Below are 25773 nucleotides of genomic sequence, written 5' to 3'. Positions count from 1 at the left end.
ATGCCGGCCCGGGGGTGGTTTGCGAGTCGCATTGAGCGCGCAAGCGGTCAGCAGGGAGCAAACCGCCACCGGGCCGGCATCATGCGAAAATTATAGAACAAAACACGAACAGCAACTTTTTTGAAGTTACTGCGAAGTTTTCAGATATTGCCGTAATCATTGGATAAAGCCACAAGAAAAGGAATACAAACAATGACGCAATACCCAGTGCAGTTTGTGGGAGCCGGACCGGGTGATCCCGAACTGATAACCGTCAAGGGAAAGCACGCCCTGGAAACAGCCGATCTGGTGGTCTATGCCGGATCACTTGTCCCGGATGCGCTGCTTGCCTGGACCGGAAAAGATGCACGCCTGGAAAACAGCGCAAAAATGGACCTGGAAGCAATCGTGGATATAATGGCACAGGCGCATTTCAACGGCAACCGGGTGGTGCGGCTGCATTCGGGTGATCCGTCCCTGTACGGGGCCATTGCCGAACAGCTCCGGATTCTGGAACAAAAGGGTGTTGCCTGCCGCATCATCCCCGGGGTCACGGCGGCCTTTGCCGCGGCAGCCGCCCTGAAAGTGGAATACACCCTGCCGGAAGTCAGCCAGAGCCTGATTTTAACGCGCATGCAGGGCCGCACCCCGGTGCCGGAAAAGGAAAACCTGGCCTCCCTGGCCGCCCATCAGACCAGCATGGCCGTGTACCTGTCTGCCGGTCTTGCAGACAAGCTCCAGGATGTGCTTGCAGCCAATTACGGCCCGGATGCCCCTGTGGCCGTTGTCTTCAGGGCCTCGCACAAGGATGAAAAAGTTCTGTGGACAAATGCCGGAGACCTGGAAAAAAGCATGAAAGATGCCCAAATTTCCCGCCAGGCCCTTGTCATTGCCGGCCCGGCCTTAGAGGCCCAGAAAAACCGGGATTTTTCCGCCTCCAAGCTCTATGACAAAACCTTTACCCACGGATACCGCAAGGGCCATGAACCAAAATAACCAAAACCCGGCGGTGGCGGTTTGGATTGTCACCCCCAAAGGCGCCGGGATTGCACAGCGCATTGCCGCCAGCCTTGAAAACGTTACGGTCCACGCCGGCAAAAGCGCAGACGGCCCTGAAGGCGCGCTTTTTTTTGACAGCCTGGCCGGTGCGGTGGAAAAACACTTTCGGTCCTATGACGCCCACGTGTTTGTCATGGCCACGGGCATTGCCGTGCGCATGATCGCCCCCCTGCTGGATTCCAAGCATGTTGATCCGGCTGTTGTCACTATTGACGAGTCTGCCGGATTTGCCGTCAGTCTTGTTTCCGGGCATCTGGGCGGGGCAAACGCCTGGGCAAAAAAAATTGCCGACATTACCGGGGCGTGTCCGGTAATCACCACGGCCACGGACCGCGCCGGCGTGCCTGCAGTGGATCTGCTGGCCAGACAACACGGCCTGCATGCCGATAACCCGGAGGCGGTCCGGGCGGTGAGCATGGCCATGATCTCCGGCCAAAAGCCCCTGCGCTATGATCCCTACCAGACGCTTGGCCAGGAGCTCGGCCAATGGACCCAAGAAATCACCACTCCGGGTTTTGGCAACCAGCCGGGCATATACGTGTATCATCATTGCCCTGATTTGCCGGAAAACGTGCTTGTGCTGCGTCCGGCGTCTCTGGCCGTGGGCGTGGGACTAAACAGCGGCACTGACGCCGGGCAGTTGTGTGAAGCCGTGTACTCGGCATTTGCACGCCATGGGCTGTCAGTGAAATCCATCCGGGAATTTGCCACCATTTGCGAAAAAACACATGAACCCGGGCTCCGGGAAATGGCGCAGCATTTTGCCCGCCCGCTGACAGGCTACAGCCGGGCCCGGCTTGCTGAAATCAAGAACGTGCCCACACCGTCTGAAACAGTTGAAAAACACATGGGAATCACGAGCGTATGCGAAGCAGCAGCCATCAAAGCCGCCCGGTCCGGGCAGATTCTGGTGCCCAAACAGAAGACCAAAAACACCACAGTGGCAGTGGCGGCCCTGGACTTTTTATCCTAGGCATCGGGCCCGGCGGCCCGGAGCACATGTCTTTGCGGGCAAGACAGGTCATTGAAAGCGTGCAGGTGCTGTGCGGCTACACCACTTACATGGAACTGGTAAAGCCCCTGATCACAGATCAGCAGGTCATTTCCACGGGCATGACCCGGGAGGTGGACCGGGTGCAGCAGGCCGTGGAAACCGTGCAGGCCGGCCGCAGCTGTGCGCTGATCTGCAGCGGTGATCCGGGCATATACGCCATGGCCGGCCTGGTCTTTGAAGTCTGCATCCAAAACCAGGTGCCTTTGGGAACAGAGCCCGGGCAGGTGTCCATAGAAGTTGTCCCTGGCATTCCGGCCTTAAGCGCGGGCGCGGCCCTTCTGGGAGCGCCGTTGATGCATGATTTCTGCGCCATCAGTTTAAGCGATCTGCTCACCCCGTGGGATCTGATTGAAAAGCGCCTGCATGCCGCAGGCGCGGCCGACTTTGTCACCGTGCTCTACAATCCCAGGAGCAAAAAACGCAACTGGCAGCTCGATTCAGCCAAACAGATCCTTTTGCAGCACCGCAGCCAAAACACTCCTGTGGGCCTTGTCACCTCGGCCATGCGGGAGGATCAAAACATCGCCCTGACCACCCTGGCAGACCTGGACTGCGCGCAAGCGGGCATGCAGACAACAGTTTTTGTGGGAAACAGCCACACCTTTGTGTCCGGGGCTCACATGATCACGCCCAGGGGGTATGGCGCAAAATATCAACTCCAATTTGATGCAGCAGGGCAGAAATGATGGCACCGTAAAAAGTCCAATATCTGCGTTACGCGCGATTTCTCATAATTTCACGTACGGATAAGTACGCTGCATTCTTCGAAATCGCGCAAGCCTTGATCTTGAACTTTTTACGGCGCCATCTGAAAACCGACTTTTTACGAGGCCTTCAAAAATGACAAAGAAAACAAAACCCGCCCCCTGCCTGGCCTTTTTGGGCACCGGCTCTGAGGTGGGAAAAAGCGTACTTGCCGCGGCCATGTGCCGGGTCCTTGCAAACCGGGGCTTCCGGGTGATGCCCTTTAAGGCCCAGAACATGTCCAACAACTCCGGGGTCACCCCGGAAGGCCTGGAAATGGGCCGGGCCCAGATCGTACAGGCAGAGGCGGCCAAAACCGCGCCTCATGTGGACATGAACCCGGTGCTGTTAAAGCCCGCAGGCGACAATGGCTCCCAGGTGGTGGTCATGGGAAAGGCCACGGGCCACCAGAAGGCGACACAGTATTACAGGGAAAAAAACGCGCTTTTCAAAACAGCCGCAGCAGCCCTTGACCGGCTGCGAACCCGGTGTGATGTTGTGATCATGGAGGGCGCCGGCTCATGTGCCGAGGTCAACCTCATGGACCGGGACTTTGTGAACCTGCCCATGGCCTCATACGCGGATGCACCCGTGGTACTGGTGGCAGACATTCACAAGGGCGGGGTTTTTGCCCAGATCACCGGCACCCTCCAGTGCCTGCCCCGGCATTTTTCCGACCGGATTGCCGGATTTGTGATCAACCGGTTCCGGGGAGATCCGGACCTGTTTTCAGACGGTCTGATATGGCTTGAACAAAAATCCCAAAAACCCGCCTTCGGGGTGATCCCCTGGTTTAATCATATCCGGATCGAGGCCGAAGACGCTGTATCCATTGAAAAAGACGCCCCTGCTGCCACGGCACCGATTACCGGCCCGGCCGCGGCAGTGGTCCGGCTGCCCAGAATTTCGAATTTCACGGACTTTGATCCCCTGGATGCCGCAAAAGGCCTGTCCGTGCATTTCATGGAACAACCCCGGGATTTGTCGCGTTTTTGCGCGGTTATTTTGCCGGGCACCAAAAATACCCGGGCGGATCTGCAATGGCTGCACAAATCCGGCTGGACGGAAGCCATCCGGGCCTATCACCATAACGGGGGGCATGTGCTGGGCATCTGCGGCGGATACCAGATGCTGGGACAAAGTGTCAATGACCCGGAGGGGCTTGAAGGCGAGCCCGGCTCCACCCATGGTCTTGGTCTTTTGCCCGTAGAAACCGTCCTGGCCGCCCCCAAAACCACCACCCTGGCCCGTTTTTTCTGGGATGAGACCAAGGGCGCGGGCTATGAGATCCACATGGGACAGACAAGACCTGTTCCGGGATCAGAACACGGCGCGCCCTTGTTTCGCGTAACAGCGCAAAACAGCCGGGCCTGCGATTTCACCGACGGGTGCGTGAGCGCAGACAACCGGGCAATGGGCACATACATGCACGGCCTGTTTGACCGACCCGGAATTCTTGAAAAATGGCTGGCCCATGTGGACGTTCACGGGGTCCGGGTCCCGGGCCTGCAGGGACCTGCCGCCAGGGATCATCAGTACGATCTGCTGGCACAACATTTTGAGGCCCATGCAGACATTGCCGCACTCATGGCCTGTCTCGGCCTGAAGGAGAAAAAATGATCCACGGACACGGGGGCAACATATTTGCCGCAGCAGCGGCCCTGGGTTGCGCGCCCGAAGACATCACGGACATGAGCGCCAATATCAATCCCCTGGGCCCCATGCCCGGCCTGCTCAATCACCTGGCCGAAAACATCCATGGCGTGTGCCGGCTTCCGGAAGTGGATGCCGGCCGGGCAGCGGCCGCTTTTGCCGATTTTGAAAATATTGACAGATCCGGGGTCATTGCCGGAGCGGGCACCACGGAATTTCTCTACCTGCTGCCCCGGGCCGCAAACATCGGCTCCGCAGTGGTGGTCGGGCCCACTTATGCCGACTATGCAGATGCTCTGGCCATCAACGGCGTGCAGCATGAATTTTTCATGCGCCATGACAGCCAGGGCTTTGCCCTGGACGCAGACCGGCTCAAAACCGCTGCAAAAGGCGCGGATGCGGTATTTTTGTGCAACCCCAACAATCCCACGGGCGGATACACGGACACCGATTTATTGGCCCACCTGGCCCGGGACCTGCCGGAAACACTTTTTGTCATGGACGAATCCTACCTGCCCTTTGTTTCCGGCCAGGGGGGGAAAAGCCTGGCCCGCGCGGATTTGCCCAATGTGGTGGTGCTCCGGTCGCTTTCCAAGATGTACTGCATCCCGGGCCTGCGGGTGGGATTCTGCGCAGCCCCCAAAGGCATTGCCCAAAAAATCCGAAACCACTGCCCGCCCTGGAGTGTTAATGCCCAGGCCCAGCAGGCGGTGATCTTTATTGCCCAAAATCAGGACACGGCCGAAAAACATGAAGAAAAAACCCGGCAGTATCTCAAAGACCAGCGCGCCGAAATCCACCGGCGCCTTGCCGGCGTGCCCGGCCTTCGGGTCCATGATTCGGATGCCACGTTTATTCTTTTGCAGGCCAGAGATTTCACGGCAGCCGACATGGCCGTCTGCATGCTCGATCACCGCCTGCTGATCCGGAACTGCGAAAATTTCAAAGGACTTGACAGCCGTTTTTTCCGGATATCCATCCAGGACCCGGACACTAATGTCAAAGCAGCAGACCTGATTGCCGGTTATGCCCGGGAGCGCGCGCAGACGGCCGGCCCGGAGAACACCTGATGGCCGGGCTTTCTGCCGCCTGGATCATCGCCGCCGCCCTGGCCCTGGATCTGCTTCTGGGTGATCCGGCCCGCCTGCCCCACCCGGTTCGCCTGATGGGCGCGGCCGCAGCCCGGCTGGAAAAACCTTTCCGGGCGCTTCTGCCCAATGAATTCACAGCCGGGCTGGCTTTTGCCGCAGTCCTGGTATCGGGCACTTATGTCATCACCCTGGCCGGGGTGGTGCTTGCCCATCTGGGGCATACGGCTGCAGGAACGATTTTGGAGATCCTGCTGGTCTATGCCTGCATCTGCCCGCGGTGCCTGTATGACGAGGCCGGAAAGGTTTACCAGGCCCTTGCTGCCGGCCGCCTGGATCAGGCCCGGGCCCTGATTGCCATGCTGGTGAGCCGGGATACGGCAAACATGGATGAATCTGCCATCAGCCGGGCCACCATTGAAACGGTTGCGGAAAATTTTGTTGACGGCGTGCTCACCCCCCTGTGTTTTGCCGCCATCCTGGGCGCGCCCGGAGTCATGGCTTTTAAAATGATCTCCACGTTGGACTCCATGGTGGGATACCGCACGGAAAAATATGAACAATTCGGAAAATCTGCGGCCCGGCTTGATGACGCGGCCAACTGGATTCCGGCAAGGCTTTGTGTGCCCATCATCTCCCTGGCAGCCGCCCTGGTTTGCAAAACCGGCCCCAGGGCCTTTAAAACCGCCATCACCGAGGGCGGCAACCACAAAAGCCCCAATGCCGGACGCCCGGAGGCCGCATTTGCCGGCGCTCTTGGCATACGACTGATCGGCCCGGGCGTCTACCACGGCAGGCTTGTGGAAAAACCCTGGATCGGGGCTGGTTTTTCCCTGCCCGGCCCGGACCACATATCCGCGGCCTGCCGCCTGATGATGGCCGCCACCCTGATTGCCGCAGCGCTCATGATGGTTTTCCGGATGATAATCGGTTAGCATTCCTAGTCCGGTGCTGGCGGGGTCCTTGCCGGGCGCCACCCGGACCGGGATATCTGCGTTGCATTCCGGCCAATGATGATAATTATTATAGAAACAACAACATTGAACTGAATTCAACAAGGAAAATAAAACATGGAATATTTGATTATCATCTTTCTGCTGGCAGCTGTGCTGGGATTTTTCATTTTCAGGAAAAACAAGCCCGCGGAGCGCGCCGGCACCCCGGCCGTTGAGGCCACATATATCTGTGATCAGTGCGGGGAGCATGAATGCATCTGCCGCAAAGATGAAAACGAACAGGACAAGGCATCAAAATAAGGAGGACCCGCCATGAGCGATAACGCCAAAGCCGCCGTGCTGGCCGCCTTTGCCGCAGACAGCCTGGCCCTGGGCGCCCACTGGATCTATGATCCGGAAATAATCCAGGCAGATTTCGGCAGAATCGAATCTCCGGCGGCACCGGGCCCGGATTCCTTTCACAAGACCAAAGGCAAGGGGGATTTCACCCATTACGGGGACCAAATGCTGGTGCTGCTCCGGTCCATTGCCGGAAAAAAAGAATTTGTGACAGCTGATTTTTCCGAAAAATGGCGGGCCCTGTTTGACAACTATGACGGCTATATCGACAATGCCACCCGCAAGACCCTTGCCAATTATGAAAAAGGTGCAGGCCCGGAAAATGCGGGCTCATCATCCAATGACCTGGCCGGGGCCGCCCGGATCGCGCCGCTGATCGGCCTTTATTCAGATGACCCGGAAAAACTGGTGCAGGCCGCGCGCGCCCAGACGGCCATGACCCACAACAATGAAGCCGTGATTGATGCAGCAGCGTTTTTTGCCCGGCTGGCCCATGCGGTGCTGCAGGGTTCGGCTCCTGCCGCAGCCGTGGAAAACCTGGCAGAGGACGACGAATTTGCCATGTCCCCCATTTCCATGTATATCGAACCCGGACTCAAATCCGCAAATGAGCAGAGCGCTGATGCCATCGCCCGGTTCGGCCCGGCCTGTGAAATCGACCAGGCCCTGCCCGGCACCATTCATCTCATTGCCCGGTATGAAGACAATCTCAAAGAAGCCCTGGTCCAGTCGGTGATGGCCGGCGGCGACAGCGCGGCCAGGGGAACCATCGCCGGGATGATCCTTGGCGCGCATCAGGGCATGGAGGCGGTTTCCGGAGACTGGATCGAAAGTGTCAACCGCATCAGCGAAATCCGCAAGCTACTGGATCAAATCACAGGTTTATAGGGATCTTTTTTTCAGGGCGTTAGCAATGCACACGGCCGCACCGCCCCAGGTGACGGCCAGACCGATGATCATCATGACAATGGATCCGCTGCTCATTTCCGGGACTCCTTTATTCTATGCGATTGCCTGAACCAAGCGATTTGCAGGTTTGCCGCAAATACAAGCAAGCCGCTTGAGAATTACCTGGTTTTCTGCGGCCAGGCGCTTTTCATGGACTGCAGGACAAAGCTTAAAAGCACAATGCCCACCACCACGCACCAGCCGAACATGACCAGGGCACTGCCGTCATAACCCTCATAATTTTCCCGGATGTCGCCCACCAGGTTGGCCACTGCCATGTAGCCCAGCACAACCGGGGTGATCACCTTAAGGCAGAAATTCCACCAGGTGCCGATGGCAAAGTCGGAAAGCGAATTGGCATACTGGCGCACGGTATCGAGCTTAAAAAACCACGACAACAAAATCACCTCAACCAGGCCGGCAAACACGATTCCAAAGTTATTGATAAAATGATCCGTGATATCCAGGATAAACAAACCGCCCCGGGTCATGAAAATCAGGCTCAGCATGAAACCAACCAGGCAAAACAGGCTGGTCACGGGCTTTCTGTCCCAGCCGAACTTGTCGATCAGCGATGAGCAGCAGGCCTCGGAAATCGATATCATGGAACTCAGGCCGGCAAATACCAGGGACAAGAAAAACAAGAACCCGAAAAATTCCGGAGCCGGCAGGAGATTGACAGCCTCGGGGATGGTCACAAAGGCCATGCCCACCCCCTGGGTGACAATCTCATGGAGGGCCACATCCTGTTTGGCCGCCATGTGACCGAGCACCCCAAACACCATGATTCCGGCCAGCAGGCTGAATCCGCAGTTGATAAACGCGGTCATCATGCCGTTGTTGTTGATATCCGATTTTGCCGGCAAATAGCTGGAATAGGTGATCATGATGGCAAAGCAGACGCTGAGGGTAAAAAAGATCTGGCCGTAAGCCGCGGTCCAGACCTGGTAGTCGGCAATGGCGCTGAAATCGGGCCGAAACAGCCAGTCAATGCCCTGGGCCGCCCCATCCAGGGTCACGGCGCGCACCAGCATGATCAAAAGCAGCAAAAAGAGAAGGGGCATGAAAATCTTGTTGGCCAGTTCGATGCCCTTTTTCACCCCGCTGAACAAAACAATCCAGGTCACCGCCCACATGGCAATGGCAGCGGCAAACACCGGCCAGACAATGCCGCCCAGATCCATGGGCCCGTTGCTTAGTTGCAAAAACTCGTTAAAGAAAAACTTTTCCGGACTTGCCCCCCAGCCCAGGTCCAGGGCCAAAATGGCGTAATTCAGGGCCCAGGAAATCACCACCACGTAGTAGACACTGATGACAAAGGACACCAGGGCCTGCCACCAGCCCAGCCACTCCCATTTTCCAAAGATGTTGAAAAAGGTCATGGGTGCCGATCCCCGGTATTTGTGCCCCACCCCGAACTCGAGGATGATGATGGGAATGCCGGCGGTGAGCAGGGCAAAAAAATAGGGAATCAGAAAAGCTCCCCCGCCGTTGTCATAGGCCATGTAAGGAAACCGCCAGATGTTTCCCAGGCCGATGGCCGAGCCCACTGCAGCCAGAATAAATCCGCTTCTTGTACCCCATTGTTCGCGTTTTGCCATGTTATCCAAGCCTCCTGCAAATAAATTGGCCCGTAAAGCCCAAAAGTGCCGGTAAACAGTAACCCTATCCCATAGTAAAGCACGGATTTGTAGTCAAGGGAAGAATTCCGGGGAGTTACAGACACACCTCAACGGCCCGGGGCAATCAGCGAACAATACCGCGGTTTGGGCAGAAACGCCGCCTATATTTCAATGACCCGGCCGGCCCCGCCGGCAAGGCTTTGATGCCCGAGCCTGGAATGGATCTGCTGTTTGTACTGTGTGCAGTGGGTGGCACACACCCAATCCAGAGAATCAATAACCGGAAAATCACACAATCCGTGAAGTCCGCCGATGAGCGCAACAGGCGGGCCGATTGGCGCTGCAGCCGCAAGGATGGTTTCCACACCCGGATGCGAGCAGCCCGCAATCACCACCACCTTGTTGTCTTCTTTGATGCACATGGACTGCTCAATATTTTTCAGCGTGCCCGTGGAATACATGTTTGGGTGAATTTCCATGGGCTGGCGGATGGAAACGGTTTCCGGAGCGTGGTCCACACTGGAAATGGTGTCCGGCACATAGACCCGTACGGGATTGACTTCCAGGATGCCCGGCAATCCACCGGTGTGGTCCCAGTGATCATGGGAAATAAAAATCTCCTGGATACAGTCAGGACTTATTCCCAGGCGGTGCATGTTTTCAATCAGGATCTGTCCGCTTGCGCCGGTGTCAAACAAAATGCTCCGGCCGCAGGCCTCAATTAAGGCTGCAAAACCCCAGTCCGGGGACAGTCGTTTATCAAATGCATCATTGTCGTATAAAATCGTGATCTTCATCATCAGCCTCCTGGTTTTTACACGCCTGCACCCGGAAAATTGTTGATATCCTTCACATATTCTTCAAAATCCTTTTGGGCAAGAAAACGGGAAATCATCTCCCCGACCATGGCGGCTGTGTCCACGCGGTATTTTGCGGAAGCATCAGTGCCGGCGATTTGTTTTGCGTTTTCCACAATGGCGGTAAGCGCGGAAGCCGGTATATTCACATTCACGTGCACCTCTAGCCGGTCTTTTGAATCTGCCATTTTTCCCCCTTTCCTTTCATGTCAATTCTCTGCATTGCGAATGCCGGAAAAATTCAAACCAGGTGAGTTTCAAGCATATGCCAAAAACTTACTATAAAATCCATTTCATGATATTTCAAGGGCAAACAGACAGGAGAGCAGCGCAAGGGGTTTTTGCGGGAAAGCGTCCGGACAAATAAAAATGCCCGGGGAAGCCGCATCTTTCCCCGGGCACAAATGCAGTTGGATCAGTTGGCCATGGAGGCATCGATCATGGACATGATCTGGTTGTTTCCAAACCCTTTCAGCTCTATGGCCCCTGAGCGGCATGAAGCCACGCACAATCCGCACCCCTTGCACAAGGCGGACTGGATTTCCGCCTTATTGGTTTTTTCGCTGATCCGGGGGGCGGAATACGGGCACACGGATACGCATACCCCGCAGCTGGCGCACAAGGACGGGGCCACCTGGGCCACGGTGCCGCTGACCGAAATGTTTTTGGCCGAAAGCAGGGTCACGGCCCTGGCCGCTGCTGCCTGGGCCTGGGCAATGGATTCATCCAGGGGTTTTGGCCCGTGGGCCAGGCCGCACAAAAACACCCCGTCGGTTGCAAAATCCACCGGCCTGAGCTTTAAGTGCGCTTCCACGTAAAACCCGTCATCGTTCTGGGTGACCTTGAAAAACCGGGCCAGGGGATCGTTTTTCTCGCGCACCACAGCTGATGCCAGAACCAGGAGATCCGGATTAAGCGACATGCTCCGCCGCAGGGCCAAATCCCTGAAACGGATCTTCAGGGCATTGTCTTCCGGCTCCACTTCCAGCCCGTTATCAAAATCATACCGGACAAACTTAATGCCGCCGGCCCTGGCCTCCCGGTAGAGGTCCTCTCTCAGGCCGTAGGGCCGCATATCCCTGTAAAGAACAAATACGTCCATTTCAGGTTTGCGTTTTTTGAGCTCAAGGGCGCTTTTAATGGACTGGGTACAGCAAAGCTTGGAGCAATAAGGCCTTTCGGCAATCCTGGAACCCACGCACTGTATAAATACGGCACAATCGGCCCGGTTTATGGACGGATCATTGTCCACCAAGCGTTTTTGAAGTTCCTGGCCGATGACCACGCGCTCGTCTTTTCCGTAGCGGTACTGATCCACAGGCTTGTATTCAGACGCGCCCGAAGCAATCACCGCCACGCCGTGCTCAAGTGTGCTTTCCTGGCCGTGGCTTTCAATGGTGGTTTTAAAATCACCCACAAACCCGTCCACATTTTTGATGCTGGAATTCAAATGCACGGCAATATTGGCATTGCTTTCAATCCGCCCGGCCAGGCCGGCAACAAATTCCTGCACATCCTCGCCCCGCCAGGTTTCGGGCAGATTCCGGGCATTTCCGCCCAAAACCACGTCGCGCTCCACCAGGTCGACCCCATAGCCCTGCAGGGCCATATTTTCCGCCGCTGTCATTCCGGCCACGCCGCCGCCGATAACCATGGCCCGCTGATTAATCTCCAAAACCGGCTCTTTTAAGGGCTCGATTCTGGCGGCCTTTGCCACGGACATGTTTACAAGGTCCCTGGCCTTTTGCGTGGCTGCCTCTGGATTGTTTTTGTGCACCCAGGAATTCTGGTTCCGGATATTGACCATTTCAAACAGGTACTTGTTGATCCCGGCGTTCTGGAGTGTTTCCTGAAAAAGCGGTTCATGGGTCTTGGGCGTGCAGGCGGCCACCACAATGCGGTTGAGGCCTTCGTCCTGAATGACCTGAGCCATCTTGTCCTGGGAATCCTGGGAACAGCTGAACATGTTCTGCTCGGCATAAACAACCCCGGGCAGGGTTTTGGCATATTCCACCACATTGGGCACATCCACCACGCCTGCGATATTGGTTCCGCAGCAGCAGACAAAAACACCAATGCGCGGGGGATCTCCAATAACGTTTTTCTCTTTTGGCATTTCCTTTGCCCGGGTCCGGGTCCACCTGGCATTTGAAAGCCTGGAGCCCACCACGCCGGCGGCCGCACTGGAGTCAATCACCGAGGAGGGAATATCCTTGGGCCCCTGGAAGGCACCGCAGACATAAATGCCGGCAACAGAGCTGGAAACCGGGGCAAAACTGGAAGAAGCCGCAAAGTTGTATTGGTTGAGTTCAATGCCCAGTTTTCTGCCCAGTTCCGCGCCCCGGGCCGTGGCGCCCAGGCCCACGGACAGCACCACCATGTCAAATTCTTCCTCGCACCTTTTTCCGGATTCATCAATGTAGCGGATCAGGTGCTTTCCGGTGCCGTCCACAGGGGGGGCGCCGGTGACCTTGCTTTTGACAAACCGCACACCCATCTCGTCTTTTGCCCGGTTGTAATACTTTTCAAAATCCTTGCCGTTTGTGCGGATATCAATATAGAAAATGGCCGTGTCCAGGTTGTGCTTGCAGTGCTCCTTTGCCAGCATGGCCTCCTTGACCGCGTATGTACAGCAGACCGCCGAGCAATACCCCCTGGCGCCCATGTGCTCGTCCCTGGAGCCGATGCACTGAAGCCAGGCGATTTTTTCCGGTTCCTGCTTGTCAGAGGGCCGGACCAGGTGGCCGCCGTAAGGCCCGGAAGCCGACAGGATCCTTTCAAACTCCAGGCTGGTGACAATATTGGGATACTTTTTATATCCGAATGTGTCGTGAACAGCCGGATCAAAGGTTTCGCTGCCCTGGGACAGCACCACGGCGCCCACATTCAGGGAGATCTCCTTTTTGGTATCCTCGTAGTTGATGGCGCCCGTTGGACATTTTTTCTCACAAATCCCGCATTTGCCCTTGTTGAGTTTAATGCAGTGCTCCGGATCAATGGCATACTTCAGGGGCACGGCCTGGGCGTACTGCACGTAAACGGCCTTGCGGTTGGCCAGGCTGCCGTCATATTCATTGGGGACCTTTTTGGGGCATTTTTCCGCACAAAGCCCGCACGCAATACACTTGTCCACATCCACGTACCGGGGATGGCTGGTGATGCTGACCTCAAAATCACCTTCCTCGCCGGAGATGCTGTTGACTTCTGAAAGGGTGAGCAATTCTATGTTGATGTGCCGGCCGACCTCGACCAGTTTGGGCGAGATAATTCACATGGCACAATCATTGGTCGGAAATGTTTTGTCCAGCTGGGACATCATCCCGCCGATGGAACTGGATCTTTCCACCAGGTAGACATAGTAGCCGGAATCGGCGAGATCCAGCGATGCCTGCATTCCGGTGATGCCTCCTCCCACAACCAGCACAGCGCCATTGTTTTCACGCGGCATTATCTACTCCTTGTCCTTGCTTAAATAGGATTCTATTTTGCTTATATCGAGCTTGTTGGCCCCAAGACCCAGGGTTTGGGAATCAATGTTCATTGAAAGCCCCAGCAGCTGGGGAAAAAGAATGGAGGGCAGGGGCTTTTGGCCGGCATTGTCCTCAACAAGCATCTGCTGCACGGTATCAAACTGAATCTGACAGTACGGGCAGGATGTACAGAAAAAATCAGCCTCTGCCTTTTTTGCGGCCTCCAGCTTTCTTGAAAACAGGTCCGCTGACAGCGCATCATTGGTCCCGATCAGGGGAGCGCCGCAGCATTCAAGCTTGTTTGTCCAGTCAACGCTTTTTGCCCCGGTTGCGGCCACCAATTCATCAAACAGGGACGGGGCCACCGGGTCATCAAACTGCGTGACAGTGCTGGGCCGCAGGGCATGACACCCATACTGCACGGCAATGTTTAATTCTTTATAGGTTTTGTGCAGCTGCTTTTTGATCGCGGCAATGCCCGTGTCATGATACAGCACGGACAAATAATGGCGAATCCGGGTTTTTCCCTGGTAGTCCAGGCCCATTTCCCGGATTTTGCCCAGCACTTCATCCTGCAGGGGGCCCTTTTCGGCCATGATGTGCTCGGCATTTTTCAGCGCCCCGAAACAGCAGTTGCACAACACCAGCATATCCAGCCCCTGGTTTTCGGAAAGGGCCAGATTTTTGACTGAAGAAAGAAGAAACGCCTTTTTGTCCACATTGCGCATGGGATAGCCGCAGCAGTTAAACTGCCTGATATCTGCCAGTTCCACTCCGAATTTTTTTAAAACAGCCCTGGCGGCTGTTTCATACTGGGGCACCCGTGAAGGAATCTGACAGCCGATAAAAAAACTGTAGCGCATCATAATTATCTTAAACCTCCGGCCTGATCATGATTTTGCCTTCCCTCATCCACACCGGCCACTGCCATGTATTTCAGCTCATAGAGGATGTCGGTGACTTTCACATTTTGCGGGCAATGCTCCTGGCACTGGTAGCATGTCAGGCAATCCCATATCATTTTTGCGCCCATGGCTGTTTCGGTCAGTCCCAGTCCGAGGCTGCACATGATCTGGTGGGGCAGCAGTCCGAGCTGCACCTGGGGATCTTCGTAATTGCCCACCACCGGGCATACAGTGGAGCAGTTCTGGCATCCGAAACAATAGGAAAACGTATTTTCAAAGCCGCTGGCCTGCTGCCGGTCGGCCGCAGGCGGGGTCAGGTCAATGGAGCGCTCCGGATCCAGCAGGGGCCGGTATTTTACAGAAACCGCATTGTCGGCTTTTTCCAGCGGCAGGGGATAACTGTCAGCCGGGGTCTTTTTACGGTTCAGCCCCCTGACAAATGAAAGCTGGGAAAGCACCAGCGGTTCTGCAGGGCCCTGCTGCAGCAGTTTTTCCCTGGCATTGAGCCACAGCTGCCGCAGGTTGATGCCCGAGGGGCAGACCACGGTGCACCGGTCGCAGTTGGTGCACAGATAAATGCCTTCCAAAATGGCCCGGGTTTCGGCTTCATCCAGGTCCCTGCCGGCTGCCAGGGCCTTTAGAGGCGCAATTTTTTCTGATGGCAGAATATAGGTGTTCTGCCTTGCTTCATAGCCCATCATGGCAGAGCAGTACAGGCTGCAGGTGCAGCAGTGGGTGCAGGCGTCCAGTTCTATGATCTGCCGGGTGGCCACATTTTCCGGTTTTGATTTTTTTTCATCCATCACCGCATTGGCCATGATGGTGACGGGCGTTGAAAAAATATGCAGCATTTTGCTGAAAGGCAGGTATGCCAGCCCGATAAAACAGGACAGAAAATGAATATACCACAATATGCCCACAAAGCCGGCCCGGTCCATGGCGCCGGCGGCCGGACTGAGGACCTTTCCGGTGGAATAGCTTGCAAAGGCCGATTGCGCCGGAGCATGGCAGTAAGCACAATAGCTTTCATGGGCCTGTTTGCCCTGCTGCAATACATCGGCTTCAAACGGCCGGGTCACATCCGAAGACACAAGCCCGTGATCGCTTACCCAGTAGCTTTCCAGGGCCTGGAGTTCTTCGTCGCTGAGCCAGCCGGCGTATTCATCCGCCATATTGGAAAATTCAGTTTTGGATGTAATTTTTAACCCTGCCAGCAAAAACCCCGACAGGATGATCACTGCCAGGATACCGATGGCATACTTGTCCATGCTGTTTGTCATCAGTCTCGGTATCTTGAGGAAAAAACGCCGGATCACGGCAACAACGACCCCGGCAAGAACCATGAGGCCAAACATGTCCCGAAGAAAGAAATAGGGATTCAGGGTGGGTTCATAATTGCTGAAAAGCGCATCTGTGACAATGCGGCCCAGGGCGTGCATGAACAAAAGCAGGATAAAACCCCAGAAGATGAGCATGTGCATGGCCCACCGAAGGACGCTTTCCTTTAAGATCTTTCGCTGGAGCAGCACATCAAGGACAAACGCCTGAAGCAGCCTGACAATCTTTGCGCTGAAGATAACCGCGAGCATTGACTTCAGCGCTGAAAAAAATCTTTCCGAAGCGCTCATCTTCTGCCCGTAAAACCCGGCCTCCCGTTGAAACCAGGTACCGCCCCTGTATATAAGCCCCAAAAAAAATATGATTAAAGAGGCATATAGGGATACCGTGAAAACCATACCAGAACCTCCGCAATGACATGTTAATCAAAAATTTGTATTCAGACCGGCTAACCTATATCGATTGTCGGAACAAGTCAAGCATAAGCTCACAACAACAGCCGTTGCCGGTGAAAGATTGCTGAAGTAAATGGGCTGGTTTTCCGCTATGGTCAGGGCGGTTTTATGTTCATCTTGTCCAGGCGCTTTTATCTGTTTAGCAGGATTTTGAGATGGGCTATGGGTTTATGTCGGAGCTCTCCCGCACGATCAAGGACCGTCTAAAGGTGAAAAACATCCGGTATCTGAATATTTAGAAGTAACGCCGCAGCCGGGAAAACCTGGCAGAAGCCGGTTAAAACGTCTTGCCGATGCCCACCCCGAAGTGGAAACGGGGAAAACTGTTTTCCCTGGGTTCAAACACCCAGAAATCACCTTTGACAACCGGGTGCGCGTACTCATATTCTCCGATCATGCGCTTTTCAGCGCCGGCAAGGCGGCCTGCGGCCGTCACCAGTTTGCCGGGCGAATAAATTTCCGGATCAATAAAGGCCTTGGATCGGATCAGAAACCGCCCGCCTGAGGGCTTTTCCGGCTGCGGGCGGTTTGAAGCATCCAGGGGAAACTGCAGCACCGTGATTTCTGATTTGTCCGGGAAATTTTTCGTGGTGATAATCCTGCCGCCAACCATCACAAACTCTCCGGCATGGGTTTCGGCCTCGGCCTGCAGGGTTTTAAAATCCCCGGTCCAGGTGACCTGCCGGGCAACTTCCCGGGGCACTTTCTGCCCGCATCCGCAGCCCAGCATTACCGGCAAAATCAATGCACACAAAAATATAAAAAACCGTTTGACTGACACGACACAGCTCCTGTTTTCCGGCCGGGGCCTTGAAACAATCCCGACCCGTGTATATTTTCAATATAACATGAATATTTATTTTGAAAAGGAAAACAGTCTTCTCCGCCATCCTGACGAACAGACTGTTTTCCGGCAATCTTTTGAAAATCCGGATACGGCAATGACAACAAATTATCGACCTTCAGCCAAAATCATTGCAATTTTGTTCTCCGCCTTGCTGGTGCTGTTTTTTTCCGGATGTTCGGTTGTTTCCAGAGACGTCCGCACCAGTGCCGCAACAGGGGTAGACTTTGCAGCCCTGAAACAAAATCCGGGCGCACACATTGACAAAACCGTGATTCTGGGCGGCTATATCCTGGAAACCCGCAACCTGGCCGATCAAACCAGGCTTATAATACTTCAGGCGCCTCTGGATTTTGTTGATGAGCCCAAATCCAGAGACTTGTCGTGCGGCCGTTTTATACTGATTCATGAGGGTTTTCTGGATCCTGAAATTTATGAAAAAGACCGAAAAATCACCGTGGCCGGCCGGGTTACAGGATCAGAAAAAACCCGAATCAGCAAACATGACTACACCCTGCCCGTGATCCGTGCCGTGGAAATCCATCTCTGGCAAAAACCCCGGCAGCGGAGAGATCTCTATTACCATGACCCGTTTTACGACCCGTTCTATGACCCCTTTTACCCGTGGTACGGCCCAAGGCTTCGTTACTGGTATCATCCCTATTATTACCGGTAGGCTCACGCTTACCCGTAGTGGACAGCCAGCCAGATGGTTTCAACGCCCGGATCCGTCCATGTCACCTTATGCCGGGTGCGGGCTGAAAAGATCAATCCGGTCAACCCGCCGCATGCAGGGCTCATTCCGGGTTGCCAGATTTTGCGCTTTATGCTAAACACAGCCAAAACAGGTAACCGAAAAAAACCACCCGAATATGATCATCAGATAACAAAATGCATCTTTTTGATACAGATATTTCAGTTGCCGCAAACCCGCAGGACGGTTTTCAGGCTGCGGTTTCAGAAAACTGGTCAATCAACGGCAACCCCAACGGCGGATATCTGCTGGCCATTCTGGCCAGCGCCATGATCGGCTGCAGTGACAAATCCGCCACCCCGATACTTACGGTCAACTATATGTCAAAAACGGTTCCGGGCCCGGCAGAAATTGCCGTTGAAACAATGAACCGCTCCAGGCAGTTTACCCGCCTCCAGGCCCGGCTCATCCAATCGGGAACCGAAACCGCCCGGGCCTTTGGCACTTTTGCCGTGGCCCCGGAAGAATGCGACATCCGGCGATATGAGACCGGCCCTCCGGAATTTGCCCCGCCGGAGCGCTGCATCCGGATTCCCGCAATGCCCGGATACACTGTATATGAGCACATGGATATCCGCCTGGATCCCCGCTGTGCCGGATGGATGGAAAACCGGCTCTCAGAGCGCTCAGAGCAAAAGGGCTGGCTGCGGTTTGAAGACAAACGCCCGTTTGACGTTTTTGCAGCCGCCCTGGCAGCAGACGCCTTTCCCCCGGCCGTGCTGGCCAGCCAGGGCATGGTGGCATGGGTGCCCACCCTTGAATTGAGTGTCAGTATCCGCAATACAGCCGAAACCCAATGGCTCAAATGCCGGTTCTCCACCCGGTTTATCAATTGCGGCCTGCTTGAGGAAGACGGTGAGATCTGGGATGAAAACAACGAACTAATCGCCGTATCCCGCCAGATCGCCCAGTTCAGAAACCTTTCCCCATAGCCCCGGGACCGGCTGTTCCGGGGTTTCTCATCACCCTATTAAAAACTGCCGTTATTTTTACTGCAAATTGCAATTCCCACAGATGCCGTTACCTTTTCCTGCAAAGATCCGGCCTTTTATGCCAGGCGGGCTTTATTCAAATCCATTGCAGGAAAGGAGATTGGAAATGAAAAAACTGATTTTACCGGCCGTGTTGCTGTTTTTGGCAATGGCATCCATTGGATCCGTGCGGGCGCAGGCCAGTGGCTGGCAGATTGACAAGGCGCATTCCAACATTTATTTCGACATCCGGCACACCTTTGCCACAGTCCGGGGACAGTTTGACGATTTTACCACCACCATCGACTTTGATCCCCAAAACATCAAAGACGGCCGGGTTGAATTCAAAGTGGATGTGACAAGCATCAACACCAACATTGTCAAGCGTGATGCGCATCTGCGCACGGCGGATTTTTTCGATGCGGAAAAATTCGCGTTCATGACGTTTAAAAGCAGCCAAATCCGGCATGTCAACGACGATGCGTACATCCTTGAAGGTGAACTGACCATAAAGGACGTATCAAAGCAGGTTGAAATACCGTTTGCCTATCTGGGCATGCGGGAAAACCCCATGGAACAAAATCAGATGGTGGCCGGCTTTGAAGCGGATTTTCACATCAACCGCCTGGATTACAAGGTGGGCTCAGGCAAGTTTGCCGACATGGGGGTTGTGGGCAAAACCGTGGATATCACCGTCACCATAGAGATGCTAAAGGACAAATAACCAAAAAAACGGCTGCCGGCCGGCTTATTATAAGCCGGCCAGGGGATCGTGTTTGAAAAACGGCTTTAGCATATAAATGATATCGCTCTCCCGGGTGGGATACGGGGCCATGACATGCTCCCAGTAAAGCTGGCCGACATCCTGGTGATGAATCATGGCCTGTTTGAAAATATTGATCAGGCCGGCGGCATTATCGGAAATAATATGCGCCCCGGCAATCCGGTTGTTGTGATCCACCAGCACCTTGTAAGCGGCATGCTTCATCCCGGTGCGCCGGTAGGTGGGCCAGGACAGGTTGGTGGCCATTGCCCTGGAATACCGGATGCCTTCTGACTTCAGGGCCTCTTCTGTGGCTCCTACCATGGCGTACTGGGGCAGGGTAAACAAAACCGAAGGCACGGCCCGATAGTCCATGACAGCTTCCTGTCCGCCGCGGAGTTCGGCCAGGATGTTTTTTGCCGCCACAAAGGCCTCATAGTCGGCCACCCGCGCCAGCTGAACCGTATCCGCGCAGTCGCCCACGGCAAAGACCCGGGCATTGGCGGTGCGCATTTTTTCATCCACAACAATGCCGCGGCGGGTAAAATCCACAGCGCCCTTTTCCAGCTCCAGATCCGTGATGGCAGGTGCGCGCCCGGCGCCGTGAACCACCATGTCCGCGTAAAGATCCTTTTTGCCCGGGGTTTTGACCACATACCCGCGTTTGTTTTTCTCAATACCGGTGATTTCCGTATCCGTATGAATATCAATACCCTCTGCCCGGGAAGCATCCATGAGATGGGCCGTCATTTCTCCATCAAAAGGGCCCAGGGGGCGGGGGCCGGCTTCAAGAATATGAATCTGCCGGGCCGGACCCAGACGCGCGGCAAAATGGGCAAACTCAAAAGAGATAAACCCGCCGCCCACAAAGGCGATTCTGGGCGGAAGCCCGCCGAGTTCCAGAAACTGGCTGCTGCTGACCAGGTACCGGGCGCCTTCAAACGGCAAAGGGGCCGGACGGGCGCCGGTTGCCAGAACAATAAATTTTGCCTGTACCGGCTGTCCGTCCACTGTCAGGGTTTCAGGATCGCGGAATGCTGCAGTACCGACGATAAAATCAATGCCTGCGGCGTCAAGGCTTTTTCGGGTGGAATCCGGGACAGCGCCGGTAAAGGCCCGTTTTTGATCCCGAACCGATTTCCAGTCCATCTCCGGGAGCGCAACCACGCCTTTTCCAGACAGGTCACGGGCCCGGGCCATTGTTTCTGAAGCCTCATAATACCATTTCTTGGCCTGGCAACCGGCCAGGGCGCAAACCCCGCCGGGCGTGGAACTGTTTTCCACCACAGCAACAGAAACTCCGTATTGGCTCAGGCTATGGGCTGCGGTCTGCCCGCCGGTGCCGGAACCCACAACCACCACATCATATGATTTCACCCCGCACCTCCTTTGCCGATTTTTGCTCCAGGATCATTTTTATTGAGCCGTTTAAGGTCATTATTACCATTTCCCCCTGCAGTTGCAAATATCCCGGCAACAACAGAAATAAACGGTTTTTGAAAACACTCAAAAAATCAATTAAAATTCAAATTCTATAATAACTATAATAATTATAAAAAATAAAAAGAAACTTTAAATCTTAATTCTTAAATAAAAATTTAAACCTATAAATAAAGCATGTTAAAATTTTTTTAAAAAAATTTAATTTTTTTCTTGACACGCCTAAATTCTATAATTAATATAAAACTTAAAAAGTCAACCCTTTTTCCCAAGGGAGGAGGCCCGCCATGGACGAAGTTTTCACCGTATTCAAAGCCAGCAAACACTGCAACGTCTCTCCCAAAACCATTATCAACTGGATTGACGCCGGCCACATAAAGGCCTACCGCACCCCCGGCGGCCACCGCCGCATCAACCGCAGGGATCTCGAAGAATTCATGCGCAAGCAGGGAATACCCATCCCGGAAACCGTGGAGGAAGACGACCGCAGACGGATCCTGGTGGTCGATGATGACCCCATCATTGTTGAAAGCATTGTTCAGTCCCTTGAAGAAGACGAGCATGACTACGAGGTCATATCCGCGGCAGACGGCTTTGAAGCCGGTCTTCAGGTCAACCACTTCAAACCCCACCTGCTGATTCTCGACATCATGATGCCGGATATCAAAGGATATGATGTCTGCCAGAAACTCAAAAGCAGCAGGGAAACCAGTGATACCAAGATCATTGTGCTTTCAGCTTACCTGGATGAGGAAAAATTCCAGCAGATGAAAGAATACGGTGCGGATGCCTGCTTTTCCAAGCCGCTTCCCCTCTCCCAGCTCAAGGAGGAAGTGGCGCGGCTGCTGGGCCCTGCATAAATCCGGCGCTCTGCCGCCGGAACCCCTAATTTCAAGGAGGCATTCATGAAATTAAAACAAGCCCTTGAAAAAAAACAATTTGCAGTCACCACCGAAGTTCAGGCACCCATTGAACAAGAACCCGAGGATCTGGTCAAAAGCTTAAACCTCATCCGGGGGCGGGTCGACGGGGTGTCGCTTTCTGAAGTGGAATTCCAGGGCATCGTGGGCGATACCATCAAAACCTGCCAGACCCTCAAGGAAAACCGCTTTGAATCCATCTACCAGACCACCACCCGGGACAAAAACCGGATCCAGCTCCAGAAGGACCTGATCAACGCACATCATGCCGGCATTGAAAACCTGCTGGTATTTACCGAGGACTATCGGATCACCGGCGACAGTCTCCAGGAAATGATGTTTTTCCATGTGGATGCCGGAAAACTCCAGTCCGTGCTCGAGCATTTCAGAGACGGCCGCAGTGTTGACGGCCAGGAGATCGAGGTGCAGCCCAACTTCTGCCTTGGCTCCGGGGTGGAAGCCTCCTGGGGCAAAAACGTGCCCGACCTGGAGTTAAAGGAAATGGAGGAGATGACAAAGATGGGGGCCGGTTATTTTCTGACCACCCCGGTCTTTGATGTGGAGCGGTTTGACAAATTTATGTCGCGCACCAACACATTCGGCGTGCCTGTAATTGCAGAGGTGCTGATTTTACGGACTGCCGGAATGGCCCGCTTTTTAAACCGGCATCTCAAATCCGGCCTGGTGCCTGACTGGGCCATCCAGAAACTGGCCAAGGCCACAGACAAGGACAGAGCCAGCATCGAGCTGTTTGCCGATACCGTCAAGGGTCTCAAGGATCTGTGCGACGGCATCCATATCATCACCATCGGAGGCGAGGACAAACTCCGGCATTACCTGGATGCCGCCAAGCTCAGGTAAGGCGTTGCCGGCCGGCGTGTAAATACGGCGATGCTTTTTCAACGGCCCTTTCAAAACATCAGAAGCAAAAGGAGCCGCCCCGTGGAATCAATTGCCCTGACCATCAACGGAAAAAAGGTGACCTGCCGCACAGGCGAAACCCTTCTTTCTGTTGCGGAAAAAAACAACATCTTTATCCCCACCCTGTGCCATCACCCGGAATTAAAGCCCTACGGCGCCTGCCGCATGTGCCTGGTGGAAGATGAAAAATCCGGCCGCCTCATGGCCGCCTGCGTCACCCCGGCGGCAAAGGACATGGCCGTGCTCACTGACACCGAGCGAATCATTGATCACCGGAAAAACATCGTGCGCCTGATGATGGCCGAGCATCCGGAATCGTGCATTGTCTGTTCCAAGGGCAACCGGTGCGAGCTGCGGGCACTGGCCGCACGCCTCGGCATTGCCGAAACCCGCCTCTATCCCATGCCCAACTACAAGCCCTATGAGGAATTAAACCCCTTTATCGTACGGGATCTGAGCAAATGCATTTTATGCGGCAAATGCATCCGCGCCGACCACGAACTGGTGGCCACAGGAGCCATTGACTACAATGACCGGGGCTTTTGCTCCAGGCCGGCCACCCTCATGGAAAGGCCCCTGGAAGACTCCATCTGCACATTTTGCGGTACCTGCGTGTCCATGTGCCCCACAGGAGCCCTTTCTGCCAAGCATGCGGGCTATGTCGGCACCCCGGAAAAGCAAAAGGACTCTATCTGCGGTTTCTGCGGGGCCGGCTGCAGCCTGGCCATGGGCACCTCCGGCGGCCGGGTGGTTGAGGTCAATCCATTAAAACTCAGGGGCAGCGTCAATGGTTCCACCCTTTGCGTGCGCGGCCATTTTGCCCATGATTTTTTAAACAATGCCGGCCGGCTGCACCAGCCCTTGATCCGCACCCGGGACGAAAACGGTGATGAAAAATTTGAACCTGCGGAATGGAACAAGGCGGTTTCCCGGGCCGCAGAATCTTTGGCGGAAATCAAGCGCACTCACGGACCCGGAAGCATTGCCTTTATCGGCTCGCCCAAGTGCAGTACAGAAGAAAATTATCTTTTCCAGAAAATCGCACGGGTGATGTTCGGCACCAACAACGTCACCAGCACCGGCACGATCAACGGCCAGGCGCTGTTGCGCCGCATGGAGGAAAAAACCATGGGTGCAGCCCGCACCATGCCCTTGTCCGAACTGGAAAAGGCAGAGGCCATTGTAACTGTATGCTTTGACCCGGACAACACCGTGCCGGTTGCCGGCTATCACGTCAAGCGGGCCGCCCGGGCGGGCACGCCCCTGGTGACAATCGATGCCCGCAAAACGCGCCTTGCCGGATTTGCCGGAGCGCGAATCCGGCCGGAATCCGGAATGGAGCCAAACGCGCGAATCCCGGCACTCATATACGCCCTTGCCGACAAAATCGCTGATCCCGGGGCAAGCAGCAGCGATTTTATACAACAATACACCAGCGGCTGGGAGGAGTGCAAAGCCGCCATTGATTCCCTTTTGTCCGCTCAGCCCCTTTCAGCCGCAGAGGAAAGGGAGATAAAACGGGCGGCTCAAATGCTTTCAGGCCGCAAAATCGGCCTTGTTCTGGGCGCGGATGTGATGGAACAGGCTCACGGCACACAGATCGCTGATGCCGCCTTTGACCTGATCCTTGCAGCGGGCAGCATCGGCGCCTCCAACGCCGGCATTTTCATCCCGGCTCCGGAAAGCAACACCGTCGGCGCCATGGACATGGGAATGGCCCCGGATCTGCTGCCCGGCAGACATCCCCTTTCCGACCCGGACGCCAGAAAGCACCTGGAGCGGCTCTGGAACACCAAACTATCCCCGGATCCGGGACTGGATCTTTGCGGCATTGTCGAAGCCGCGGAATCCGGCCACTTAAAGGGCCTCTACATCATGGGCGAAAACCTGGTGCGCACCCTGCCCGATCCGGAGCGGGTAAGCAAGGCCTTGAAAAAACTTGATTTTATAGCAACACAGGACCTTTTTGAAAACCGCACCACCCGGCTTGCCCACGTGGTACTGCCAGGTTCCGCCTTTGCCGAGAAAGCCGGATCATTTACCAACATGGAAGGCCGGATTCAATCCTTTTCCCAGGCAGCGGCCCCGCCCGGACAAGCCCTTGCCGACTGGCGCATTCTCGGTCTGCTGGCCCAGAACATGGGATATCCCGAACAATACACCACCATTGAAAAAATCCGCCAGGAAATCAGAAAAACCGTGCCCATGTATGCAGCCATCGGCAACCACCGCCAGGAATGGATCAAAAATGCGGATGCAGACACGCCTTTTTCCGGAAACAGCCACAGGTTCACATTTGCGGCCGTTGAACCACCGCCGCAGACAAGCGGCCAAAAAGGCTTTACAGCCGTACTCGGCCCCCTGCGCTGGCACCTGGCCGGCGGCACCCGCACCAGCCGGTCGGCCCGGATCAGCTCCTGGAACCGTGACAATCTTGCCCGGTTGTCTGCCGCTGACATCGGGTCCCTGGCCATACCAGAAGGCGGAAAAATCCGCATTGTATCGGATCACGGCGCCATTGAACGCCGCTTTGTGGCCGATCCGGCAGTGTTGCCCGGACAGGTGTTTGTTCCCACGGGATTTTCCGGAAACGAAGCCGCCGCCCTGGCCGGCATAGAGGCAATCCGGACGCCGGCACCGGCATGGCGCACCTGCAGGGTCAGCATTGAGAAAATTTAGATGCCAAGGAGCAA

General features: G+C 55.2%; 23 protein-coding genes. 14 read left to right on the top strand and 9 right to left on the bottom strand.

All coding sequences use genetic code 11. From position 1 onward, the window contains the following. Positions 1-192: 192 nt before the first annotated feature. The 8 genes from cobM to ACTCIA_RS04330 all read left to right on the top strand — a co-directional run bounded on the left by cobM (position 193) and on the right by ACTCIA_RS04330 (position 7760). Positions 193-975 (top strand): precorrin-4 C(11)-methyltransferase, encoded by a 783-nt coding sequence (cobM, locus tag ACTCIA_RS04365; protein WP_463000583.1) that lies wholly within the window; start codon positions 193-195, stop codon positions 973-975. Further along, positions 962-2011, top strand: a complete 1050-nt coding sequence (locus tag ACTCIA_RS04360; protein ID WP_463000582.1) for a cobalt-precorrin 5A hydrolase — start codon at positions 962-964, stop codon at positions 2009-2011. Before cobM ends, ACTCIA_RS04360 begins: the two co-directional genes overlap by 14 nt. A gap of 26 nt (positions 2012-2037) precedes the next feature. Further along, the gene (gene cobJ, locus ACTCIA_RS04355; RefSeq protein ID WP_463000581.1) at positions 2038-2778 is read left to right on the top strand and encodes a precorrin-3B C(17)-methyltransferase; all 741 of its coding nucleotides are present in this window, start codon (positions 2038-2040) and stop codon (positions 2776-2778) included. Positions 2779-2932: 154 nt separating this feature from the next. Further along, on the top strand, positions 2933-4456 hold the full coding sequence (locus ACTCIA_RS04350) for a cobyric acid synthase (protein WP_463000580.1): 1524 nt from the start codon (positions 2933-2935) through the stop codon (positions 4454-4456). After that, a complete protein-coding gene (locus ACTCIA_RS04345) occupies positions 4453-5559 on the top strand; it encodes an aminotransferase class I/II-fold pyridoxal phosphate-dependent enzyme (protein ID WP_463000579.1) in 1107 nt (368 codons plus the stop codon). The genes ACTCIA_RS04350 and ACTCIA_RS04345 overlap by 4 nt, the downstream gene beginning before the upstream one ends. Then, positions 5559-6512 (top strand): adenosylcobinamide-phosphate synthase CbiB, encoded by a 954-nt coding sequence (gene cbiB, locus ACTCIA_RS04340; RefSeq protein WP_463000578.1) that lies wholly within the window; start codon positions 5559-5561, stop codon positions 6510-6512. Before ACTCIA_RS04345 ends, cbiB begins: the two co-directional genes overlap by 1 nt. Positions 6513-6647: 135 nt before the next feature. Then, entirely contained in the window at positions 6648-6833 is a 186-nt protein-coding gene (locus ACTCIA_RS04335) for a hypothetical protein (RefSeq protein ID WP_463000577.1), read from the top strand. Positions 6834-6845: 12 nt separating this feature from the next. Then, positions 6846-7760 (top strand): ADP-ribosylglycohydrolase family protein, encoded by a 915-nt coding sequence (locus ACTCIA_RS04330; RefSeq protein WP_463000576.1) that lies wholly within the window; start codon positions 6846-6848, stop codon positions 7758-7760. Here the strand turns inward: ACTCIA_RS04330 and ACTCIA_RS04325 are convergent. The 8 genes from ACTCIA_RS04325 to ACTCIA_RS04290 form a co-directional block, all read right to left on the bottom strand. Continuing rightward, complete coding sequence (locus ACTCIA_RS04325; protein WP_463000575.1) at positions 7755-7856, bottom strand: MetS family NSS transporter small subunit; 102 nt, start codon at positions 7854-7856, stop codon at positions 7755-7757. The genes ACTCIA_RS04330 and ACTCIA_RS04325 overlap by 6 nt on opposite strands. A gap of 83 nt (positions 7857-7939) precedes the next feature. After that, a complete protein-coding gene (locus tag ACTCIA_RS04320) occupies positions 7940-9421 on the bottom strand; it encodes a sodium-dependent transporter (protein ID WP_463000574.1) in 1482 nt (493 codons plus the stop codon). 182 nt (positions 9422-9603) lie between these two features. Next, positions 9604-10242, bottom strand: a complete 639-nt coding sequence (locus ACTCIA_RS04315; RefSeq protein ID WP_463000573.1) for an MBL fold metallo-hydrolase — start codon at positions 10240-10242, stop codon at positions 9604-9606. Positions 10243-10256: 14 nt separating this feature from the next. Next, entirely contained in the window at positions 10257-10487 is a 231-nt protein-coding gene (locus ACTCIA_RS04310; RefSeq protein ID WP_463000572.1) for a hypothetical protein, read from the bottom strand. A 227-nt stretch (positions 10488-10714) separates the two neighbouring features. Further along, positions 10715-13747 (bottom strand): FAD-dependent oxidoreductase, encoded by a 3033-nt coding sequence (locus ACTCIA_RS04305; RefSeq protein WP_463000571.1) that lies wholly within the window; start codon positions 13745-13747, stop codon positions 10715-10717. Positions 13748-13750: 3 nt separating this feature from the next. Beyond that, the gene (locus ACTCIA_RS04300) at positions 13751-14635 is read right to left on the bottom strand and encodes a CoB--CoM heterodisulfide reductase iron-sulfur subunit B family protein (protein ID WP_463000570.1); all 885 of its coding nucleotides are present in this window, start codon (positions 14633-14635) and stop codon (positions 13751-13753) included. Between the two features lie 2 nt (positions 14636-14637). Continuing rightward, the gene (locus ACTCIA_RS04295) at positions 14638-16263 is read right to left on the bottom strand and encodes a 4Fe-4S dicluster domain-containing protein (RefSeq protein ID WP_463000569.1); all 1626 of its coding nucleotides are present in this window, start codon (positions 16261-16263) and stop codon (positions 14638-14640) included. Positions 16264-16744: 481 nt separating this feature from the next. Beyond that, positions 16745-17248, bottom strand: coding sequence for a Slp family lipoprotein (locus ACTCIA_RS04290; protein WP_463000568.1), 504 nt, complete (start codon positions 17246-17248; stop codon positions 16745-16747). Between the two features lie 160 nt (positions 17249-17408). On the opposite strand from ACTCIA_RS04290, the gene ACTCIA_RS04285 reads away from it, so the two are divergent. The 3 genes from ACTCIA_RS04285 to ACTCIA_RS04275 all read left to right on the top strand — a co-directional run bounded on the left by ACTCIA_RS04285 (position 17409) and on the right by ACTCIA_RS04275 (position 19760). Then, entirely contained in the window at positions 17409-17987 is a 579-nt protein-coding gene (locus ACTCIA_RS04285) for a Slp family lipoprotein (RefSeq protein ID WP_463000567.1), read from the top strand. A gap of 215 nt (positions 17988-18202) precedes the next feature. After that, positions 18203-18997 (top strand): thioesterase family protein, encoded by a 795-nt coding sequence (locus ACTCIA_RS04280; RefSeq protein ID WP_463000566.1) that lies wholly within the window; start codon positions 18203-18205, stop codon positions 18995-18997. A gap of 166 nt (positions 18998-19163) precedes the next feature. Beyond that, the gene (locus ACTCIA_RS04275; RefSeq protein ID WP_463000565.1) at positions 19164-19760 is read left to right on the top strand and encodes a YceI family protein; all 597 of its coding nucleotides are present in this window, start codon (positions 19164-19166) and stop codon (positions 19758-19760) included. 27 nt (positions 19761-19787) lie between these two features. On the opposite strand, the gene ACTCIA_RS04270 is transcribed toward ACTCIA_RS04275, so the two are convergent. Next, positions 19788-21176 carry a dihydrolipoyl dehydrogenase family protein gene (locus ACTCIA_RS04270; protein ID WP_463000564.1) on the bottom strand — a complete coding sequence of 463 codons (1389 nt, stop codon included), beginning with the start codon at positions 21174-21176 and terminating at the stop codon, positions 19788-19790. Positions 21177-21526: 350 nt separating this feature from the next. Here ACTCIA_RS04270 and ACTCIA_RS04265 point away from each other — a divergent pair, with 350 nt between their 5' ends. From ACTCIA_RS04265 to ACTCIA_RS04255, 3 genes are all read left to right on the top strand, one after another. Next, entirely contained in the window at positions 21527-22099 is a 573-nt protein-coding gene (locus tag ACTCIA_RS04265; protein ID WP_463000563.1) for a response regulator, read from the top strand. A 45-nt stretch (positions 22100-22144) separates the two neighbouring features. Further along, positions 22145-23020 carry a methylenetetrahydrofolate reductase gene (locus ACTCIA_RS04260; RefSeq protein ID WP_463000562.1) on the top strand — a complete coding sequence of 292 codons (876 nt, stop codon included), beginning with the start codon at positions 22145-22147 and terminating at the stop codon, positions 23018-23020. Positions 23021-23101: 81 nt separating this feature from the next. Further along, a complete protein-coding gene (locus ACTCIA_RS04255) occupies positions 23102-25759 on the top strand; it encodes a molybdopterin-dependent oxidoreductase (RefSeq protein ID WP_463000561.1) in 2658 nt (885 codons plus the stop codon). The last annotated feature ends 14 nt before the right edge of the window (positions 25760-25773 follow it).

This window comes from Desulfosalsimonas sp. (assembly GCF_055149105.1).
This window is presented reverse-complemented; position numbering and strand designations above follow the sequence as displayed.

Bases quoted from the DNA above. Each gene is read 5' to 3' on its own strand.
- cobM (WP_463000583.1), top strand. From the start codon at position 193: ATGACGCAATACCCAGTGCAGTTTGTGGGAGCCGGACCGGGTGATCCC.
- ACTCIA_RS04360 (WP_463000582.1), top strand. From the start codon at position 962: ATGAACCAAAATAACCAAAACCCGGCGGTGGCGGTTTGGATTGTCACC.
- cobJ (WP_463000581.1), top strand. From the start codon at position 2,038: ATGTCTTTGCGGGCAAGACAGGTCATTGAAAGCGTGCAGGTGCTGTGC.
- ACTCIA_RS04350 (WP_463000580.1), top strand. From the start codon at position 2,933: ATGACAAAGAAAACAAAACCCGCCCCCTGCCTGGCCTTTTTGGGCACC.
- ACTCIA_RS04345 (WP_463000579.1), top strand. From the start codon at position 4,453: ATGATCCACGGACACGGGGGCAACATATTTGCCGCAGCAGCGGCCCTG.
- cbiB (WP_463000578.1), top strand. From the start codon at position 5,559: ATGGCCGGGCTTTCTGCCGCCTGGATCATCGCCGCCGCCCTGGCCCTG.
- ACTCIA_RS04335 (WP_463000577.1), top strand. From the start codon at position 6,648: ATGGAATATTTGATTATCATCTTTCTGCTGGCAGCTGTGCTGGGATTT.
- ACTCIA_RS04330 (WP_463000576.1), top strand. From the start codon at position 6,846: ATGAGCGATAACGCCAAAGCCGCCGTGCTGGCCGCCTTTGCCGCAGAC.
- ACTCIA_RS04325 (WP_463000575.1), bottom strand. From the start codon at position 7,856: ATGAGCAGCGGATCCATTGTCATGATGATCATCGGTCTGGCCGTCACC.
- ACTCIA_RS04320 (WP_463000574.1), bottom strand. From the start codon at position 9,421: ATGGCAAAACGCGAACAATGGGGTACAAGAAGCGGATTTATTCTGGCT.
- ACTCIA_RS04315 (WP_463000573.1), bottom strand. From the start codon at position 10,242: ATGATGAAGATCACGATTTTATACGACAATGATGCATTTGATAAACGA.
- ACTCIA_RS04310 (WP_463000572.1), bottom strand. From the start codon at position 10,487: ATGGCAGATTCAAAAGACCGGCTAGAGGTGCACGTGAATGTGAATATA.
- ACTCIA_RS04300 (WP_463000570.1), bottom strand. From the start codon at position 14,635: ATGATGCGCTACAGTTTTTTTATCGGCTGTCAGATTCCTTCACGGGTG.
- ACTCIA_RS04295 (WP_463000569.1), bottom strand. From the start codon at position 16,263: ATGCTCGCGGTTATCTTCAGCGCAAAGATTGTCAGGCTGCTTCAGGCG.
- ACTCIA_RS04285 (WP_463000567.1), top strand. From the start codon at position 17,409: ATGACAACAAATTATCGACCTTCAGCCAAAATCATTGCAATTTTGTTC.
- ACTCIA_RS04280 (WP_463000566.1), top strand. From the start codon at position 18,203: ATGCATCTTTTTGATACAGATATTTCAGTTGCCGCAAACCCGCAGGAC.
- ACTCIA_RS04275 (WP_463000565.1), top strand. From the start codon at position 19,164: ATGAAAAAACTGATTTTACCGGCCGTGTTGCTGTTTTTGGCAATGGCA.
- ACTCIA_RS04265 (WP_463000563.1), top strand. From the start codon at position 21,527: ATGGACGAAGTTTTCACCGTATTCAAAGCCAGCAAACACTGCAACGTC.
- ACTCIA_RS04260 (WP_463000562.1), top strand. From the start codon at position 22,145: ATGAAATTAAAACAAGCCCTTGAAAAAAAACAATTTGCAGTCACCACC.